Here is a 15,706-nt window from a genome sequence, read left to right as displayed (position 1 = left end):
TGCTGCAAGGGTTGCATCCATGAGCACCGCACCTTTCCCGCCCGTCCGCATCGGCCAGGGCTATGACGTCCATGCCTTCGGTGAAGGCGATCACATCATGCTCGGCGGCGTGAACGTACCGCACAGCTGCGGCGTGCTCGCCCACAGCGACGGCGACGTGATCCTGCATGCGCTGTGTGATGCGATGCTCGGCGCATTGGCGCTGGGTGACATCGGCCAGCATTTCCCGCCGAGTGACGACCGCTGGAAGGGGGCCGACAGCAGTGATTTCGTGCGCCACTGCGACAGCCTGCTGCGTGAGCGTGGCTGGCGTGTCGGCAACACTGACATCACCGTGATCTGCGAGCGACCCAAAGTCGGCCCGCATGCGCTGGCCATGCGCGAGCGCATCGGCGGACTGCTGCAGTTGCCGCTGGATGCGGTCAGCGTCAAGGCCACCACCTCGGAAAAGCTGGGCTTCACCGGCCGTGGTGAAGGCATTGCCGCACAGGCCGTTGTGCTGCTGGTGGCGGCATGATTCCGCTGCCGTTGGCGTTTGGTGCGCCGTTGTTGACGGCGCGCATCCGCACCACGCCGGACGATTTCCAGGTCGACGAGCTGCCGGCCTTCGAGGCCACCGGCGAAGGTGAGCACCTGCTGCTGCATATCCGCAAGCGCGGCGCGAACACCGTGCATGTGGCCAAGATGCTGGCCAAGTGGGCCGGCCTGCCGGAAATGGCGGTCAGCTACGCCGGCATGAAGGATCGTCACGCGGTCACCACCCAGCGTTTCAGCGTGCACCTGCCCAAGCGCATTGCGCCGGACCTGGCCGAGTTGGCCAGTGATGAGATCGAAGTGCTCGAAGCGACTTGGCACAACCGCAAGCTGCAGCGTGGCGCACTGGCCGGCAACCGTTTCAAGCTGGTGTTGCGTGAAGTGCAGGGCGATGCCGCAGCGATCAGCGAACGCCTGCAGCAGGTTGCCGAGCGCGGCCTGCCGAACTGGTTCGGCGAGCAGCGCTTTGGCCGCGACGGCGGCAACGTGCCGGCGGCACTGGCGATGTTCGGTGGCCGCCGCATGCGCAAGGATCAGCGTTCGCTGCTGCTGTCAGCCGCGCGTTCGGCACTGTTCAACCGCGTGCTGGCCGCGCGCGTGGAGCAGGGCAACTGGGATCAGCCGCTGGAGGGCGAAGTGTGGATGCTCGATGGCAGCCGCAGCGTGTTCGGACCCGAGCCGTACACCGACGTGCTGGCCGAGCGCCTGGCGCGTTTCGACATCCATCCCAGCGCGCCGCTGTGGGGCGAAGGCGAGCTGCGCAGCACCGATGCGGCACGCGAGCTGGAGCTGGCTGCGCTGGACGACGAGGAATCGAAGGCCCTGCGGGCCGGCCTGGAAGACGCGCGCCTGAAGCAGGAGCGCCGCGCGCTGCGCCTGCGCCCGGCGTTGCTGCAGCACCAGTGGCTGGCCGATGACGTGCTGGAGCTCTCGTTCGCATTGCCGCCCGGCTGCTACGCGACAGCCGTGCTGCACGAGCTCGGCGCGGTGGAAGACGCCTCGCAGGCCTGACAGAAAAAGGGGACGGAGGGAATTAAGTCGTTTGTGCCACAAACGACTTAATTGCCTCCGTCCCCTTTTTCATCTGCGCGCCAGCAGTACCAGCACCGCACCGGTGCCACCTTGCCCGGTCGGCGCCGAATGAAACGCCAGCACGTCGTTGCGCAGCCGCAGCAGGCGATCAACCAGGTTCTTCAGCACCGGCGCACCGCCATCGGACTGCAGGCCCTTGCCGTGGATGATGCGCACGCAGCCATAGTCGTGTGCATGCGCCTCCAGCAGGAACTGGCGCAACAGCGTCTCCGCCTGCGCGGCGGTGGCGCCGTGCAGGTCCAGTTCGTCCTGTACCGAGTACTGGCCACGCTTGAGGCGCTGGAACAGGCGTGGTGGCAGGTTGTCGCGGCGATAGCTGGCCACGTCGCCGGCTTCCAGCGGCGTGCTGTCGCGCAGCAGCCGGGCGAACTCGCCGGCGGCTTCGGCCTCGTCACGTTCGGCCATGCGCGCGCGCGGCTTCGGCCGGGGCGCAGCCGGTGCCGGCTCGGCATCCTTGCGCAGCGGCGTCACTTCGCCGATGGCCGCACGGAACAATGCGGCCGGATCTTCGTCTTCAGGGTGCGACATGCGTACAGGGTAAACCGCCGGCGCAGGTCTGCCTATGACGGTTCGATGTCGGCCGTGACCGCCGGCAGGGTAGGACCGGCGGCTCGCATGCGGCACAATAGACGATGCCCTTGCAGGGTCGACGGCTTCCGCAGGGGAGTACGACGGTCCCGCCCACACTGCACGGTGATGGAATCGAATTCTTGGAAAATCAAGCGGTTAAATCGAAGATGCGAATCCTGGTCAGTAACGACGATGGCGTCGACGCCGCAGGCATCCGGATGCTTGCTTCGGTGCTGCGCGAGGCCGGACACGAGGTCACGGTGGTCGCGCCCGACCGCGATCGCTCCGGCGCCAGCAATTCGCTGACCCTGGACCTGCCGATCCGCCTCAAGCGCATCGACCATTACACCGTCTCGGTGGCCGGCACCCCGACCGACTGCGTGCACCTTGCGCTGACCGGGCTGCTCGAGTTCGAACCCGACATTGTCGTGTCCGGCATCAACAACGCCGCCAACCTCGGCGATGACGTGATCTATTCCGGCACCGTCTCGGCGGCGATGGAAGGTCGCTTCCTCGGCCTGCCGGCGGTGGCGGTCTCGCTGGTTACCCGCAACCATGATCCGAAGCACTTCGAGACCGCCGCGCGCGCCGCAGTGGAGATCGTCGCCCGGCTCAAGGCCGATCCGTTGCCGGCTGACACCATCCTCAACGTCAACGTGCCGGATCTGCCGTGGAGCGAGGTCAAGGGCTTCGAGGTCACCCGCCTCGGCAACCGTCATCGCGCCGAAGGCTGCATCGCGCAGAAGGACCCGCGCGGCAACGAGGTGTACTGGATCGGCCCGGCTGGTCGTGAGCAGGACTCCGGTCCCGGCACCGACTTCCATGCGGTGCGCACCGGCCACATCTCGATCACTCCGATCCAGGTCGACCTGACCCGTTACCAGGCACTGGAGAAGGTGGCCAGCTGGGTTGGCGGCCTCAGTGCGGCGCTGGACCAGCCGGCATGAGCCCACGCCTGCGCCTGCAACCGGAAGCCGTCGGTATCGGCATGACCTCGCAGCGCGTGCGTGACCGACTGGTCGATCGCCTGCGCGAAGCCGGCATCGTCGACGAGCCGACCTTGAACGCAATCCGGGTGGTGCCGCGCCATCTGTTCATCGACGAGGCACTGGCGTCACGCGCCTACGAGGACACCGCCCTGCCGATCGGGCACGGCCAGACCATCTCGCAGCCCTGGGTGGTCGCGCGGATGACCGAGGCGGTGCTCCAGGTCGCGCCGAAGCGGGTGCTGGAAGTCGGCACCGGTTCCGGTTACCAGGCCGCCATCCTCGGTGCGCTGGGCCTGGAGGTCTACACCGTGGAGCGCATCGGCGATCTGCTGCGCCAGGCCCGCAAGCGCTTCCGTGCGCTGGGCATGAACATCCGCACCAAGCATGACGACGGCCGCGTCGGCTGGGCCGAGCACGGTCCGTTCGATGCCATCGTGGTCACTGCGGCGGCGCCGGCACTGGTCGACGCCCTGATCGAGCAGCTGGCCGGGGGCGGCCGCCTGGTGGCGCCGGTCGGTGGCCCCGGGGCGCAGTCGCTGGTACAGCTGGATCGCAAGGCCGACGGCAGCATCGAACAACACGTGCTGGCGCCGGTCACGTTCGTGCCGCTGCTGTCTGGCATGCTCGACTAATCCACGGAGCAGGGTTGCATGAAGATTTTCGGGCCGCTGTACGAGCGGGCGATGAAGTGGGCGGCGCACGAACGCGCGCCGACCTACCTGACGGTGTTGAGCTTCCTCGAGGCGATCATCTTCCCGGTGATGCCGGAGGTGATGCTGGCGCCGATGTGCGTGGCCCAGCCCAAGCGCGGCTGGTGGTTCGCCACCCTCAGCCTGGCCGGCTCGATGGTCGGCGCGCTGGTTGGCTATGCACTGGGTCATTACGCCTTCGAGGCGATCAAGCCGCTGTTCGAAGCGCTGGGCATGCTGCCGGCGATCGAGCAGGGCATCATCACCGTGCAGGCGAAGATGGCCGAGTCGCCCTGGGCGGTGTTCACCTTCCTGGTGCTGGGCGGATTCATGCCCATCCCGATGAAGGTCTTCACGTGGGCATCGGGTATCGTCGGCGTACCGATGCCGCAGTACCTGCTGAGCATGCTGATCGGTCGCGGCAAGCGCGTGTTCGTGCTGGCTGCGGTCATCCGTATCGGTGGTGCGCGTGCCGAAGCGGCACTGCGTCGCTGGATTGAACCGCTGGGCTGGATCGCCACCGCGTTGGTGGTGGTGCTGATCGCCTGGCTTGTATGGAGGTCGAAGTTCGCATGAGTCCTGATCGTCTGAGCAAGGGAGTGCGCATCGGCGCGCTGGCGTTGCTGGTTTCCACACTGGCCGCCTGCGGCACCGCCACCGTGGTCCGCCCGGGCGGCGGCAGCACTGGTGGCGTGACCACGCCGAAGACCTCGGTGCCCAAGCCCGGGCAGACCGTGGTGGTGCGCAAGGGCGATACCATCTATGCGCTGGCCCGCATCCATGACATCACCCCGGCCGACCTGATTGCCTGGAATCGTCTGGACAACCCGTCGACCATCTACCCCGGCCAGGTGATCCGCCTTTATCCGCAGGGGGCCACCAGCGGCCGTGCGCCGACCACGGTGGTCACCCCGCCGCGTTCGGCTGGCAGCAGTGGCGGCAGCACCGCGCCGGCCCCGACGCCGGTCGGGCCGGTCAAGAGCAACATCGCCTGGCGCTGGCCAGCCGATGGCGCGATCGTCGGCCGCTACGTGGCCGGTGATGCGACCAAGCAGGGCGTGGACATCGCCGGCACCAGCGGCCAGCCGGTCAAGGCCACCGCCAATGGCGTGGTGGTGTATTCCGGCGCCGGCCTGGTCGGCTACGGTGAACTGATCATCATCAAGCACAGTGACCAGTGGCTGTCGGCCTATGGCCACAACCGCAAGCGGCTGGTGAACGAAGGCCAGAGCGTGAAGGCCGGTGAGCAGATTGCGGAAATGGGCCGTACCGGTGCGAACCGCGACATGGTCCACTTCGAGATTCGTTACAACGGCAAGCCGGTCGACCCGCAGCAGTATCTGCCGGCACGCTGATCACCGTGTGATCGGGTAGCGCCGGGTCACGCCCGGCGGCTTTCCGCGCCGCGACGCGGCGCCGCCCGAGCATGGGCTCGGGCGCTACAGAGTACGTGTGATCCAGGGCACTGCCGGGCCATGCCCGGCGACGCCACGTCAGCCTTCGAGAATGAAGGCGGCGGCGACCTTGCGGCCTTCGCCGGCCAGGATGTTGAAGGTGCGTGCGGCGGCCGGATTGTTCATCACTTCCAGGCCGATGCCGCGTGACAGGCAGGCGGCCATCACCACCGCCGGCGGGAACACCTGGCGGTCACCGGTGCCGAGCACGATCAGCGCCGGGTTCAGCGCCAGGATCGGCTCCAGGTCGGCCAGCTGCAGTTCGGTGGCCTGCTTCACCGGCCAGCGCTCGACCAGCTGGTCCGGGGTCAGGAAGAAGCTGCTGCCCAGCACCAGCTCGTTGACCCGGGCCGAGCGGCCATCGGCGGCGCGCAGGCTGTAGGCGTAATCTGGCGGTTCGTGGTTCAGCTGCATGGCAGTAGGGCGATCAGCCGCGCGGCAGCACGATCTGTCGCTGTTCCTTGCTCGGGCGGTACAGCACGGCGACGTGGCCGATGCGCTGCACCAGCGCGCTTTCGGTGGCTTCGACGATCTCGCCGATCATCACGTCACGGGCGTCGCGGTCTTCGGCAGCGACCTTCACCTTGACCAGCTCGTGGCGCTCCAGCACTTCGTTCAGCTCAGCGATGAAGGCCGGGGTCACACCCTTGCCGCCGGTCTGCAGCAGGGCCTTCAGGTCGTGGGCTTGGCCGCGCAGGAAACGGGTCTGGGAAGCGGTCAGGGCGATGGACATGCAGGAAAACACGGTTGAATGGGGCGATCAGGGTATCATGAGGACCCCATCAGCCCCTATTTTCAATGGCTACCCGCAGCAAAAGCAGCCAGCGCTGGCTCAAGGAACACTTCTCCGACCCCTTCGTGAAGAAGGCCCAGGCCGAAGGCATGCGTTCGCGCGCCGCCTACAAGCTCGAAGAGCTGCTGGAACGTGACCGGTTGCTGAAGCCGCACATGGTGGTGGTCGACCTCGGCGCGGCCCCGGGCGGCTGGTCTCAGCAGGTTCGGAGACAGATCGGCGACACCGGCCGCGTGCTGGCCCTGGACATCCTGGACATGCCGCCGCTGGCCGGCGTCGAGTTCCTTCATGGTGACTTCAGGGAAGAAGCCGTTCTATCACAGTTTGAAGCCATGCTCGGGGATCAGCCGGTAGACCTTGTGCTGTCGGACATGGCCCCCAATAAGAGTGGTGTGGGCGCGGTCGACCAGCCGCGGATGATGCACCTGGCGGAGCTGGCCCTGGATTTTGCCGACAACCACCTGAAAACCGGTGGGGCATTCCTGATCAAGCTGTTCCAGGGCGAGGGCTTTGACGACTACGTGCGCGACATGCGCCGCCGGTACGACAAAGTCTCCATCCGCAAGCCGGAAGCCTCGCGCAAGCGCTCTCCCGAGGTGTATGCCTTGGGTCAGGGAAAACGCGCCCACATGAAGTAAGCTCGCAACGTACGCAAGTTCGACCCCAACGCAACGCCAGCACTGAGAGGAACACCGGAGCCAATGAGGATGAACGACTTGACCAAGAACCTCCTGCTATGGGTGGTCGTCGCCGTCGTGCTGATGGTGGTCTTCCAGAGCTTCTCGCCCAAGTCCTCCGGGGCCGGGGCGCAGGGCGCGTCGTATTCGCAGTTCCTGGACCAGGTGGACAGCGGCAACGTGCAGAAGGTCGCCTTCGGCGGCGACATGCGCGGCGGCACCAGCCAGCTGACCTACACCACCCGCGGTGGGCAGTCGTCCACCATCACCGCGCCGTTCGATCGTGACCTGATCAACGTGCTGCGCACCAAGAACGTGGAGATCGTGCAGGAGGAGCCGTCCAGCGGCATTTCCCTCGGCGCGATCCTGATGAATTTCCTGCCGGTCATCCTGATCATCGGCTTCTGGTTGTTCATCATGCGCCAGATGCAGGGCGGTGGCGGCGGTGCCAAGGGCGCGATGTCCTTCGGCAAGTCGCGCGCCAAGCTGCAGGGCGAAGACCAGATCAAGGTCACCTTCGCCGACGTCGCCGGCTGCGACGAGGCCAAGGAAGAAGTGGGTGAACTGGTCGACTTCCTGCGCGACCCGTCCAAGTTCACCAAGCTGGGCGGCAAGATTCCGCGCGGCGTGCTGATGGTGGGCCCGCCGGGTACCGGCAAGACGCTGCTGGCCAAGGCCATCGCCGGCGAAGCCAAGGTGCCGTTCTTCTCGATCTCCGGTTCGGACTTCGTTGAAATGTTCGTCGGCGTCGGCGCCAGCCGCGTGCGCGACATGTTCGAGCAGGCCAAGAAGCACGCGCCGTGCATCATCTTCATCGACGAAATCGACGCCGTCGGTCGCCACCGTGGCGCCGGCCTGGGCGGCGGTCACGACGAGCGCGAGCAGACCCTGAACCAGCTGCTGGTCGAGATGGACGGGTTTGAAGGTGGCGAAGGCGTGATCGTGATCGCCGCGACCAACCGTCCTGACGTGCTGGACCCGGCGCTGCTGCGTCCGGGCCGTTTCGACCGCCAGGTCGTGGTCGGCCTGCCGGACGTGAAGGGCCGCGAGCACATCCTGAAGGTCCACATGCGCAAGCTGCCGCTGGCCGACGATGTCGAGCCGATGGTGATCGCGCGCGGTACCCCGGGCTTCTCCGGTGCTGACCTGGCCAACCTCTGCAACGAGGCCGCCCTGTTCGCTGCGCGTGGCAACGAGAAGGAAGTCCGCATGGACCACTTCGATCGTGCCCGCGACAAGATCCTGATGGGTGCCGAGCGCCGCTCGATGGCCATGAGCGAAGAAGAGAAGACGCTCACCGCCTACCACGAAGCTGGTCACGCCATCGTCGGCCGCCTGGTGCCCGAGCACGACCCGGTCTACAAGGTCACCATCATTCCGCGCGGCCGTGCGCTGGGTGTGACCATGTACCTGCCGGAAGGCGACAAGTACTCGATGAACCGCGTGGCGATCAAGTCGCAGCTGTGCTCGCTGTACGGTGGCCGCGTCGCCGAGGAGCTGATCTTCGGTGCCGACAAGGTCACCACGGGTGCCTCCAACGACATCGAACGCGCTACCAAGATGGCCCGCAACATGGTCACCAAGTGGGGCCTGTCCGACCAGCTCGGCCCGATCGCCTACGGCGAAGAGGACGACGAGGTGTTCCTGGGCCGTTCGGTCACCCAGCACAAGAGCGTGTCCAACGACACCGCGCGCCGCATCGACGAGGAAGTGCGCAACATCCTCGACGAGGCATACGCACGCACCACCGAGCTGATGACGGCCAACCTGGACAAGCTGCACGCGATGTCCCAGCTGCTGCTGCAGTACGAGACCATCGACGCGCCGCAGATCGACGCCATCATGGAGGGCCGCGATCCGCCGCCGCCGGCCGGCTGGAACAAGTCGAACAAGGACGGTGGCAACGACAAGGGCGGCGACGCCCGTCCGCTGCCGCCGATCGCAGGCCCGGCCGAATCGCACTGACGGCCCGCTGCATGTGACACCAGACGAGGCCGGGGCAACCCGGCTTCGTCGTTTCCGGGCCACTGGCCCATCCCGAAGAACCGCACTGACGCTGGAGCCCGCATGTCCGCCCCGAAGCCCGAACCGATTTCCCACACCGTCGAAATGGTCATCGCCACCGTGGTCGGCGTGGGTGTGGGCCTGGGCGCCGACAACCTGCTGCTGGGCTGCGTGGTGGGTATCGGTGTCGGCATCGTGCTGAGCATTGCCAAGACCCTGTACGTGGATCGCAAGCGCCGCCGCCGTTGAGGGCGCGGCAGGGCTGCGCCCTGCACCTGCCGAAGCTTCAAGCAACGGCCGAAGCAACAGCAAAAGCTGGCTATCCGTGGGATGGCGGGGCGGTGTGGGCAGGCAGGACACGCCGTAAACCCCGCTCCGCGGTCCGGCCCAGCCGCTGGCGGCTGTGCGTTCGGGCGATTGCGAAGCAATGCTTCGCAAGCAAAGCCCCCTCACCCATGGGGGCTCGATGGCGCCATCCATGGCGCCAACGGTCCTGCCAACCCACACCGCCCCACCTTTGACAGATTCCGGGAGCTGTTGGTAGGTGTCGACCTTGGTCGACACGGCAGATCCACGCCATGCGTGGATGCATTTCGATTCCAATTCGAAATGTTTGATTCCGATGGAGATTCATCCACGCATGGCGTGGATCTACTGCAGATCGCGGAAATCTGTCGAAGGCGGGGTGGGTCCGGTTGCGGGGGCGTGAGCCGCATGGATGCGGCGACCGAGCTTACATGGACGTACTTGCAGCGGCCCCCGCAACCGGACCCACCCCGCCATTCTTCAGTAAACCCGCTGTTGCTCCGGCTGTTGCTGTCGCTCTGGCCTTGGCGGGTGCAGGGCGCCGCCCTGCCGAACTAAACTACCCGCCGTTGTCCCTGCAGGATTGCCCATGTTCGATACCTCGCCCCAGCTCGATTGCGCCGGCCGCATCCTGCGCCTCGACCGTGCCCGGGTCATGGGCATCGTCAATGTCACCCCGGACTCGTTCTCCGACGGCGGCGCGCACGACACAACTGAAGCCGCCGTCGCCCACGGCCTGAAGCTGGTCGAGGAGGGCGCCGACCTGCTCGACATCGGCGGCGAATCGACCCGCCCGGGCGCTGCGCCGGTGTCGATCGAGGATGAGCTGCGCCGGGTGATTCCGGTGATCGAGCAGCTGGCCGCCCGCACCCAGGTGCCGATCAGCATCGACACCTTCAAGCCGGAGGTGATGCGCGCGGCGGTGGCCGCTGGCGCCGGCATGATCAACGACATCTTCGGCCTGCGTCAGGACGGGGCGCTGGACGCCGCCGCTGAAACCGGCGTGCCGGTGGTGCTGATGCACATGCAGGGCGAACCGGGCCACATGCAGGCAGATCCACACTACGGCGACGTGGTCGCCGAGGTGCACGGTTTCCTGGTGCAGCGCCTGTTCGCCGCCGAGATGGCAGGTATCGCGAAGAAGAACCTGCTGATCGACCTCGGTTTCGGCTTCGGCAAGACCACCGCCCACAACATGACCCTGCTGGCGCGCTCGGAACGCTTCCTGGAACTGGGCGTGCCGATGTTGGCTGGCCTGTCGCGCAAACGCAGCCTGGGCGAACTGACCGGCCGCGACACCCCGTCTGAACGCGTGGCGGCGTCCGTGGCCGCGCATCTGATCGCGGTGCAGCGCGGTGCGCGCATCGTGCGCGTGCATGACGTGGCGGCTACGGTGGATGCGCTGAAGATCTGGCAGGCCGTCGACGCCGTGCCGACGCCACGTGCCGACGCCACGCCGACGATCCGCTGGCCGGACGAAGATTGATGGGCATCGACCGGCGGCCACTGGCGATCGCCGTGATGGGGCCGACCGCCAGTGGCAAGACCGCCACCGCGATCGCCCTGGCACAGCAGCTGGATGGCGAAATCGTCAGCGTCGACTCGGCGCTGGTCTACCGCCACCTCGACATCGGCTCGGCCAAGCCTGACGCCGCCGAGCGTGCACAGGCGCCGCATCATCTGCTGGATCTGCGCGATCCCTGGCAGACCTACTCGGCAGCCGAGTTCGCCGCCGATGCCGGCCGGGTCGTTGCCGACATCGTGGCGCGTGGCAAAGTGCCGATCCTGGCCGGTGGAACGGGGCTGTATTTCCGGGCCCTGCTGCAGGGCCTGTCGCCGATGCCGGAGGCCGACCCGGTGATGCGCGAGGCGCTCAGCGCCGAGGCGGCCGAGCGTGGCTGGGCGGCACTGCACGCTGAGCTTGCCAAGGTCGACCCGGCTGCGGCGGCACGCATCCATGCCACCGACCCGCAACGCATCCAGCGGGCGCTGGAGGTCTACCGCCTGACCGGCACCCCCATCACCGAATGGCAGCGTCGGCCGGGCGTGGCGCCGCTGCCGGTACGCACCCTCAAGCTGATCCTGGCGCCGCGTGACCGCGCGGTGCTGCACCAGCGTATCGAGGCGCGCTTCGACGCCATGCTGGCGCAGGGCTTCCTCGACGAGGTGCGGGCATTGCGCGCGATGCCGGAAATGGCCGCCGTGACGGCGCCGCTGGACCTGCCGGCGGTGCGCGCGGTCGGCTACCGCCAGGCCTGGGAATACCTCGACGGCGAGGGCGATGCCACCCGTTTCCGTGACAAGGCGATCTTCGCCACCCGGCAGCTGGCCAAGCGCCAGCTGACCTGGTTGCGCGGCGAACTTGATGCGCGCTGGTTCGACCCCCATATCGACCATAAGCGCCTGGCCGGCGCGGTGTCGACCTTCGTCGCACGCTGAACCCCCGCCAGCCGTGTAACATCATCGCTCGGCGGGCGGCTCGGGGGCCGTGGCAACCGTCGGCAACCCAATAAGAACAATAATCAGGAGTGTGCAATGTCCAAGGGGCAATCGCTGCAGGATCCTTTCTTGAACGCACTGCGGCGCGAGCGCGTGCCGGTTTCGGTGTACCTGGTCAACGGCATCAAGCTGCAGGGCACGATCGAGTCGTTCGACCAGTTCGTGGTCCTGCTGCGCAATACGGTCAGTCAGATGGTCTACAAGCACGCCATTTCCACGGTCGTTCCGGCACGCAACGTGAAGGTCGGTCCGGGCGGTGGTTACGTGCAGTCGGGTGAAGGTGGTCAGGCAGGTGATGAAGCAGACGAGTAATACCGGAGCGGTGAATGTTTGACCGCTCGAAAAAGGGCGAACACGCCCTGTTGATCCAGCCCCATTTCGGCAAGCTGGAAGACGATGTGCTGGAAGAATTCGGTGATCTGGCCCGCTCGGCTGGGGCCAGCATCGCCGCGACGATCACCGCGCGCCTGGACCGTCCGAATCCGTCGACCCTGATCGGCAGCGGCAAGCTGGACGAGATCAAGGCTGCGGCCGATGCCAGTGGTGCCGACCTGATCCTGGTCAACCATGCGTTGAGCCCGGGCCAGGAGCGCAACCTGGAGCGCTTCCTCGAGCGACGGGTGATCGACCGTACCGGCCTGATCCTGGACATCTTCGCCCAGCGTGCGCACAGCCACGAGGGCAAGCTGCAGGTCGAGCTGGCGCAGCTGCGTCACCTGGCCACGCGACTGGTGCGCGGCTGGACCCACCTGGAGCGCCAGCGCGGCGGTTCGATCGGCCTGCGCGGCCCGGGTGAAACCCAGCTGGAAACCGACCGCCGCCTGCTGCAGAAGCGGGTCGAGCAGCTGCAGAAGCGCCTGGAAAAGGTTGAAGTGCAGCGCACCCAGATGCGCCGTGCGCGCGTGCGCAGCGAGCTGCCGCGCGTGGCCCTGGTGGGTTACACCAACGCCGGCAAGTCGACCCTGTTCAACGCCATGACCGGCGCCGAGGCCTATGCCGCCGACCAGCTGTTCGCAACGCTGGATCCGACCGTGCGCCGCATTGCGGTGCCGGGGGGCAACGTAGTGCTGGCCGATACCGTCGGCTTCGTCCGCGATCTGCCGCATGATCTGGTCGCCGCATTCCGCTCGACCCTGTCCGAGGCGCGCGAGGCTGATTTCCTGCTGCACGTGGTCGATGCTGCCGATCCGCACCGCGAGGAGCGCATCGCGCAGGTGGACGAGGTACTGACCGCGGTCGGTGCCGGTGACCTGCCGCAGCTGCTGGTATTCAACAAGATCGACCGCATCGACGGTGCCGACGTCCGCCACGATGGCCAGGATGGTATCCCGGACGAGTCCCGTCGCGAGCGGGTGTGGATTTCCGCGCGTGACGGGCAGGGCCTGGAGCTGCTGCAGGCAGTGCTGGGCAAGCGCCTGGGCCTGCAGCACGTTACCGGCGAACTGCGACTGCCGCCGGATGCCGGCCGCCTGCGTGCGCGCCTGCACCAGCTGGAAGTGATCCGCAGCGAGCAGGCCGATGAAGATGGCTGGTTGCTGCAGGTCGACCTGCCGATCGCCGAAGCCGAAAAGCTGGCCGCCAGTGCCGACGGCGCGCCGATCCGGGCGCTGCTGCCGGAGAAACTGCCGGAGTGGTGAGCTAGCGGCCCGGTAGTGCCGGCCGCTGGCCGGCAGCGCGACCTTGCTGGAGGGGCGCGACATCCGGCTGTCATCTGCGGTACAACGTGCAGGTTCTTCACCCCACCGTCATGCCGATGTCCATTCCCACCGACGCCGATCTCAATGCCCAGTCAGCCGCGCTCGGGCAGCGCCTGCAGCAGGCCTCGCTGCAGCTGGTGACCGCTGAAAGCTGCAGTGGTGGCTGGATCGCCAAGTGCATGACCGACATTGCCGGTTCCTCGGCGTTCTTCGACTGCGGCATGGTGGTCTACAGCTACGAGGCCAAGCAGCGCCTGCTGGGCGTACGCGCGCAGACCCTGGAGCAGTTCGGCGCGGTCAGCCGCGAAACCGTGCTGGAAATGGTGTCCGGTGCGCTGGTCAACTCCGGCGCCGGTATCGCCGTCGCGGTGACCGGGATCGCCGGCCCCGGTGGAGGGAGCCCGGACAAGCCGGTCGGCAGCGTCTGGATCGGCTGGAAGCGCCGTGGCGGCTATGCCCGCGCCGAACTCTTCCAGTTCGATGGTGACCGCGAAGCCATCCGCCGGCAAACCGTGGCGGCGGCATTGCGCGGTATCGACGCCCAGCTGTGACATGCTGCTCCGGTAATCGTCCGGAGCACGCATGATGTGGGAAACGCTGGGCACGGTCCGTGACCTGGGCCGACTGCAGGAAATCGCCGTCGTCCTGATCCGCTATGGCTTCGGCGATGTGGTGCGGCGCATCGGCCTGGCCAGCACGCTGGAGCGGGCAGGGCGCCTGCTGCACTGGAACGAGGAGCGGCAGGAGCTGCTGCGGATGACCGCGCCGGTGCGTGTGCGCAGCGCAATGCAGGACCTCGGCCCGACCTTCGTCAAGCTCGGCCAGGTGCTGGCGACACGCGTCGACCTGCTGCCGCCGGAATGGATCGCCGAGCTCTCCGAACTGCAGAACGCAGTACCGGCGCTGCCATATGCGGATATCCGCGAGCAGCTCGAAGCCGATCTTGGTGCGTCTCCGCAGGACGTGTTCGCGTTCCTCGATGAAACCCCGATGGCGGCCGCCTCGCTGGCGCAGGCCCATCGTGCGCGCCTGCATGACGGTCGCGAGGTGGTGCTGAAGGTACGACGCCCCGGCATCCGCGATGTGGTCGAGGCCGACCTGCGGCTGCTGGCCCGCCTGGCCGAGATCGTCGAGGCCCGGCTGCCGGACCTGCGTCGTTACCGCCCGGCCGAAGTCGTGCAGCAGTTCACCGTGTCGCTGCGACGCGAGTTGGATTTCGCCGCCGAATGCCGCAATGCCGAGCGCATCGCGCGCAACTTCAATGGTCGTGATGACATCCTGATTCCCCGCGTGCACTGGCAGTGGACCTGCGAGAGCCTGAACGTGCAGGATTTCGTCGACGGCATTCCCGGCCGAGACCTGGCCGGTGTCGATGCGGCCGGGCTGGACCGCCGCGAGCTGGCACGGCGTGGCGCCGACATCGTGCTGAAGATGGTGCTGGAGGACGGCAGCTTCCATGCCGATCCGCACCCCGGCAACATCATCTATCTGCGTGATGGCCGCATCGGCGTGATTGATTTCGGCATGGTTGGCGCGCTGTCCGAAGTACGGCGTTTCCAGGTTGCGCAGCTGCTGCACGGGCTGGTCGAGCAGGATCCGCAGGGCGTGGCTGACGTGCTGCTGGACTGGGCCGGCGGTGTCGAGGTTGACGAGAACCGGCTGCAGCACGACATCAGCCAGTTCGTCGATCAGTACCGTGGCGTGCCGCTGAAGGATCTGCGCATCGGCCTGATGCTGGGCGACATCACTCAGCTGCTGCGCAGCTACAGCCTGACCCTGCCGGCCGATCTGGCACTGATGATCAAGGCCTTCCTGACTCTGGAAGGCATGGGCCGCCAGCTGGACCCCGATTTCGACATGGCCAGCGCCGCGCGCCCGTTCCTGGAGCGCGTGGTGCTGCAGCGCTATGCGCCCAGGGCGCTGCTCAAGCGCGGCCGGCGCAGCCTGCTGGGCCTGGTCGACTTCGCCGGTGAGCTGCCCCGCGACCTGCGCAAGCTGGTGCAGGCGGCGCGCCGTGGGCGGCTGCAGCTGAAGGTGGAAACCAGCGCGCTGCAGGGCTTCGGCGAGCAGGTGAACCGTGCGGCGAACCGGCTGGTGATGGGCATCGTCACTGCTGCGCTGATCATCGGCTCGTCGATCGTGATGCACAGCGTAGGGGGTGTCTCCAGCCGCTGGCTGCTGGCGCTGGGTGTGTGCGGTTTCATCGGCGCCGGCTTCTGCGGCGTGTGGATCCTGTTCTCGATATGGAGAAGCGGCAAGCACACCTAGTGTGCTTGCCGCACCGATTCCTGTAGAGCCGAGATCCTATGTTCGTGGTCAAGCCTGCTGGAAGCAGGCTTGACCGACCTTCAGCATGGCCGGATCGAAGTCTCGGCCGCTTTTGAACACGCCCCAGGCGATCC

At 67.0% G+C, this 15,706-nt stretch carries 18 protein-coding genes; 15 read left to right on the top strand and 3 right to left on the bottom strand.

Going from position 1 to position 15,706, the window contains the following annotated elements; translation table 11 throughout:
- Window positions 1-19 precede the first annotated feature (19 nt).
- The gene (gene ispF, locus N5D20_RS04770) at window positions 20-517 is read left to right on the top strand and encodes a 2-C-methyl-D-erythritol 2,4-cyclodiphosphate synthase (protein ID WP_005409005.1); all 498 of its coding nucleotides are present in this window, start codon (window positions 20-22) and stop codon (window positions 515-517) included.
- Window positions 514-1,545: a tRNA pseudouridine(13) synthase TruD gene (truD, locus tag N5D20_RS04765; RefSeq protein ID WP_197579526.1), complete on the top strand. Its 1,032-nt coding sequence runs from the start codon at window positions 514-516 to the stop codon at window positions 1,543-1,545. Before ispF ends, truD begins: the two co-directional genes overlap by 4 nt.
- A 69-nt stretch (window positions 1,546-1,614) precedes the next feature.
- Here the strand turns inward: truD and N5D20_RS04760 are convergent, their stop codons facing one another.
- A complete protein-coding gene (locus N5D20_RS04760) occupies window positions 1,615-2,154 on the bottom strand; it encodes a Smr/MutS family protein (protein WP_049435943.1) in 540 nt (179 codons plus the stop codon).
- 209 nt (window positions 2,155-2,363) lie between these two features.
- On the opposite strand from N5D20_RS04760, the gene surE reads away from it, so the two are divergent.
- Genes surE through N5D20_RS04740 form a run of 4 tightly spaced genes read left to right on the top strand, consistent with a single transcriptional unit; the run spans window position 2,364 to window position 5,229 of the window.
- The gene (surE, locus tag N5D20_RS04755) at window positions 2,364-3,143 is read left to right on the top strand and encodes a 5'/3'-nucleotidase SurE (protein WP_010485979.1); all 780 of its coding nucleotides are present in this window, start codon (window positions 2,364-2,366) and stop codon (window positions 3,141-3,143) included.
- Complete coding sequence (locus tag N5D20_RS04750; protein ID WP_049435940.1) at window positions 3,140-3,817, top strand: protein-L-isoaspartate(D-aspartate) O-methyltransferase; 678 nt, start codon at window positions 3,140-3,142, stop codon at window positions 3,815-3,817. The genes surE and N5D20_RS04750 overlap by 4 nt, the downstream gene beginning before the upstream one ends.
- Window positions 3,818-3,835: 18 nt before the next feature.
- Window positions 3,836-4,450: a YqaA family protein gene (locus tag N5D20_RS04745; protein ID WP_197579525.1), complete on the top strand. Its 615-nt coding sequence runs from the start codon at window positions 3,836-3,838 to the stop codon at window positions 4,448-4,450.
- Window positions 4,447-5,229 (top strand): peptidoglycan DD-metalloendopeptidase family protein, encoded by a 783-nt coding sequence (locus N5D20_RS04740; RefSeq protein ID WP_043402110.1) that lies wholly within the window; start codon window positions 4,447-4,449, stop codon window positions 5,227-5,229. Before N5D20_RS04745 ends, N5D20_RS04740 begins: the two co-directional genes overlap by 4 nt.
- Window positions 5,230-5,367: 138 nt before the next feature.
- On the opposite strand, the gene N5D20_RS04735 is transcribed toward N5D20_RS04740, so the two are convergent.
- Together N5D20_RS04735 and yhbY are read right to left on the bottom strand one after the other, a co-directional pair.
- On the bottom strand, window positions 5,368-5,742 hold the full coding sequence (locus N5D20_RS04735) for an Mth938-like domain-containing protein (protein ID WP_010485970.1): 375 nt from the start codon (window positions 5,740-5,742) through the stop codon (window positions 5,368-5,370).
- A gap of 13 nt (window positions 5,743-5,755) precedes the next feature.
- The gene (gene yhbY, locus N5D20_RS04730) at window positions 5,756-6,061 is read right to left on the bottom strand and encodes a ribosome assembly RNA-binding protein YhbY (protein WP_004152868.1); all 306 of its coding nucleotides are present in this window, start codon (window positions 6,059-6,061) and stop codon (window positions 5,756-5,758) included.
- 65 nt (window positions 6,062-6,126) lie between these two features.
- Between yhbY and rlmE the strand changes: the two genes are divergently transcribed.
- The 9 genes from rlmE (at window position 6,127) to ubiB (ending at window position 15,572) form a co-directional block, all read left to right on the top strand.
- Window positions 6,127-6,759, top strand: coding sequence for a 23S rRNA (uridine(2552)-2'-O)-methyltransferase RlmE (gene rlmE / locus N5D20_RS04725; RefSeq protein WP_005409014.1), 633 nt, complete (start codon window positions 6,127-6,129; stop codon window positions 6,757-6,759).
- Window positions 6,760-6,828: 69 nt separating this feature from the next.
- The gene (gene ftsH / locus N5D20_RS04720; RefSeq protein WP_010485966.1) at window positions 6,829-8,763 is read left to right on the top strand and encodes an ATP-dependent zinc metalloprotease FtsH; all 1,935 of its coding nucleotides are present in this window, start codon (window positions 6,829-6,831) and stop codon (window positions 8,761-8,763) included.
- Window positions 8,764-8,865: 102 nt separating this feature from the next.
- A complete protein-coding gene (locus tag N5D20_RS04715; protein WP_043034328.1) occupies window positions 8,866-9,051 on the top strand; it encodes a hypothetical protein in 186 nt (61 codons plus the stop codon).
- 646 nt (window positions 9,052-9,697) lie between these two features.
- A complete protein-coding gene (gene folP, locus N5D20_RS04710; RefSeq protein WP_197580038.1) occupies window positions 9,698-10,594 on the top strand; it encodes a dihydropteroate synthase in 897 nt (298 codons plus the stop codon).
- On the top strand, window positions 10,594-11,547 hold the full coding sequence (gene miaA / locus N5D20_RS04705; protein ID WP_197580036.1) for a tRNA (adenosine(37)-N6)-dimethylallyltransferase MiaA: 954 nt from the start codon (window positions 10,594-10,596) through the stop codon (window positions 11,545-11,547). The genes folP and miaA overlap by 1 nt, the downstream gene beginning before the upstream one ends.
- 96 nt (window positions 11,548-11,643) lie before the next feature.
- Window positions 11,644-11,919 carry an RNA chaperone Hfq gene (hfq, locus tag N5D20_RS04700; RefSeq protein ID WP_004152891.1) on the top strand — a complete coding sequence of 92 codons (276 nt, stop codon included), beginning with the start codon at window positions 11,644-11,646 and terminating at the stop codon, window positions 11,917-11,919.
- Window positions 11,920-11,933: 14 nt separating this feature from the next.
- Window positions 11,934-13,244: a ribosome rescue GTPase HflX gene (gene hflX, locus N5D20_RS04695; protein WP_005412934.1), complete on the top strand. Its 1,311-nt coding sequence runs from the start codon at window positions 11,934-11,936 to the stop codon at window positions 13,242-13,244.
- A gap of 116 nt (window positions 13,245-13,360) precedes the next feature.
- Window positions 13,361-13,855, top strand: coding sequence for a nicotinamide-nucleotide amidohydrolase family protein (locus N5D20_RS04690; RefSeq protein ID WP_005409020.1), 495 nt, complete (start codon window positions 13,361-13,363; stop codon window positions 13,853-13,855).
- Window positions 13,856-13,889: 34 nt separating this feature from the next.
- On the top strand, window positions 13,890-15,572 hold the full coding sequence (gene ubiB, locus N5D20_RS04685; RefSeq protein ID WP_054171438.1) for a 2-polyprenylphenol 6-hydroxylase: 1,683 nt from the start codon (window positions 13,890-13,892) through the stop codon (window positions 15,570-15,572).
- Window positions 15,573-15,706: the final 134 nt, after the last annotated feature.

Source organism: Stenotrophomonas sp. GD03877, from assembly GCF_029840555.1.
GTDB lineage: Bacteria > Pseudomonadota > Gammaproteobacteria > Xanthomonadales > Xanthomonadaceae > Stenotrophomonas > Stenotrophomonas geniculata.
Note: the sequence above shows the minus strand (reverse complement) of the source record. Positions and strands in the feature narration are given on the sequence as shown.

Coding starts and splice junctions, on each gene's coding strand:
- ispF (WP_005409005.1), top strand. CDS start 20: ATGAGCACCGCACCTTTCCCGCCCGTCCGCATCGGCCAGGGCTATGAC.
- truD (WP_197579526.1), top strand. CDS start 514: ATGATTCCGCTGCCGTTGGCGTTTGGTGCGCCGTTGTTGACGGCGCGC.
- N5D20_RS04760 (WP_049435943.1), bottom strand. CDS start 2,154: ATGTCGCACCCTGAAGACGAAGATCCGGCCGCATTGTTCCGTGCGGCC.
- surE (WP_010485979.1), top strand. CDS start 2,364: ATGCGAATCCTGGTCAGTAACGACGATGGCGTCGACGCCGCAGGCATC.
- N5D20_RS04750 (WP_049435940.1), top strand. CDS start 3,140: ATGAGCCCACGCCTGCGCCTGCAACCGGAAGCCGTCGGTATCGGCATG.
- N5D20_RS04745 (WP_197579525.1), top strand. CDS start 3,836: ATGAAGATTTTCGGGCCGCTGTACGAGCGGGCGATGAAGTGGGCGGCG.
- N5D20_RS04740 (WP_043402110.1), top strand. CDS start 4,447: ATGAGTCCTGATCGTCTGAGCAAGGGAGTGCGCATCGGCGCGCTGGCG.
- N5D20_RS04735 (WP_010485970.1), bottom strand. CDS start 5,742: ATGCAGCTGAACCACGAACCGCCAGATTACGCCTACAGCCTGCGCGCC.
- yhbY (WP_004152868.1), bottom strand. CDS start 6,061: ATGTCCATCGCCCTGACCGCTTCCCAGACCCGTTTCCTGCGCGGCCAA.
- rlmE (WP_005409014.1), top strand. CDS start 6,127: ATGGCTACCCGCAGCAAAAGCAGCCAGCGCTGGCTCAAGGAACACTTC.
- ftsH (WP_010485966.1), top strand. CDS start 6,829: ATGAACGACTTGACCAAGAACCTCCTGCTATGGGTGGTCGTCGCCGTC.
- N5D20_RS04715 (WP_043034328.1), top strand. CDS start 8,866: ATGTCCGCCCCGAAGCCCGAACCGATTTCCCACACCGTCGAAATGGTC.
- folP (WP_197580038.1), top strand. CDS start 9,698: ATGTTCGATACCTCGCCCCAGCTCGATTGCGCCGGCCGCATCCTGCGC.
- miaA (WP_197580036.1), top strand. CDS start 10,594: ATGGGCATCGACCGGCGGCCACTGGCGATCGCCGTGATGGGGCCGACC.
- hfq (WP_004152891.1), top strand. CDS start 11,644: ATGTCCAAGGGGCAATCGCTGCAGGATCCTTTCTTGAACGCACTGCGG.
- hflX (WP_005412934.1), top strand. CDS start 11,934: ATGTTTGACCGCTCGAAAAAGGGCGAACACGCCCTGTTGATCCAGCCC.
- N5D20_RS04690 (WP_005409020.1), top strand. CDS start 13,361: ATGTCCATTCCCACCGACGCCGATCTCAATGCCCAGTCAGCCGCGCTC.
- ubiB (WP_054171438.1), top strand. CDS start 13,890: ATGTGGGAAACGCTGGGCACGGTCCGTGACCTGGGCCGACTGCAGGAA.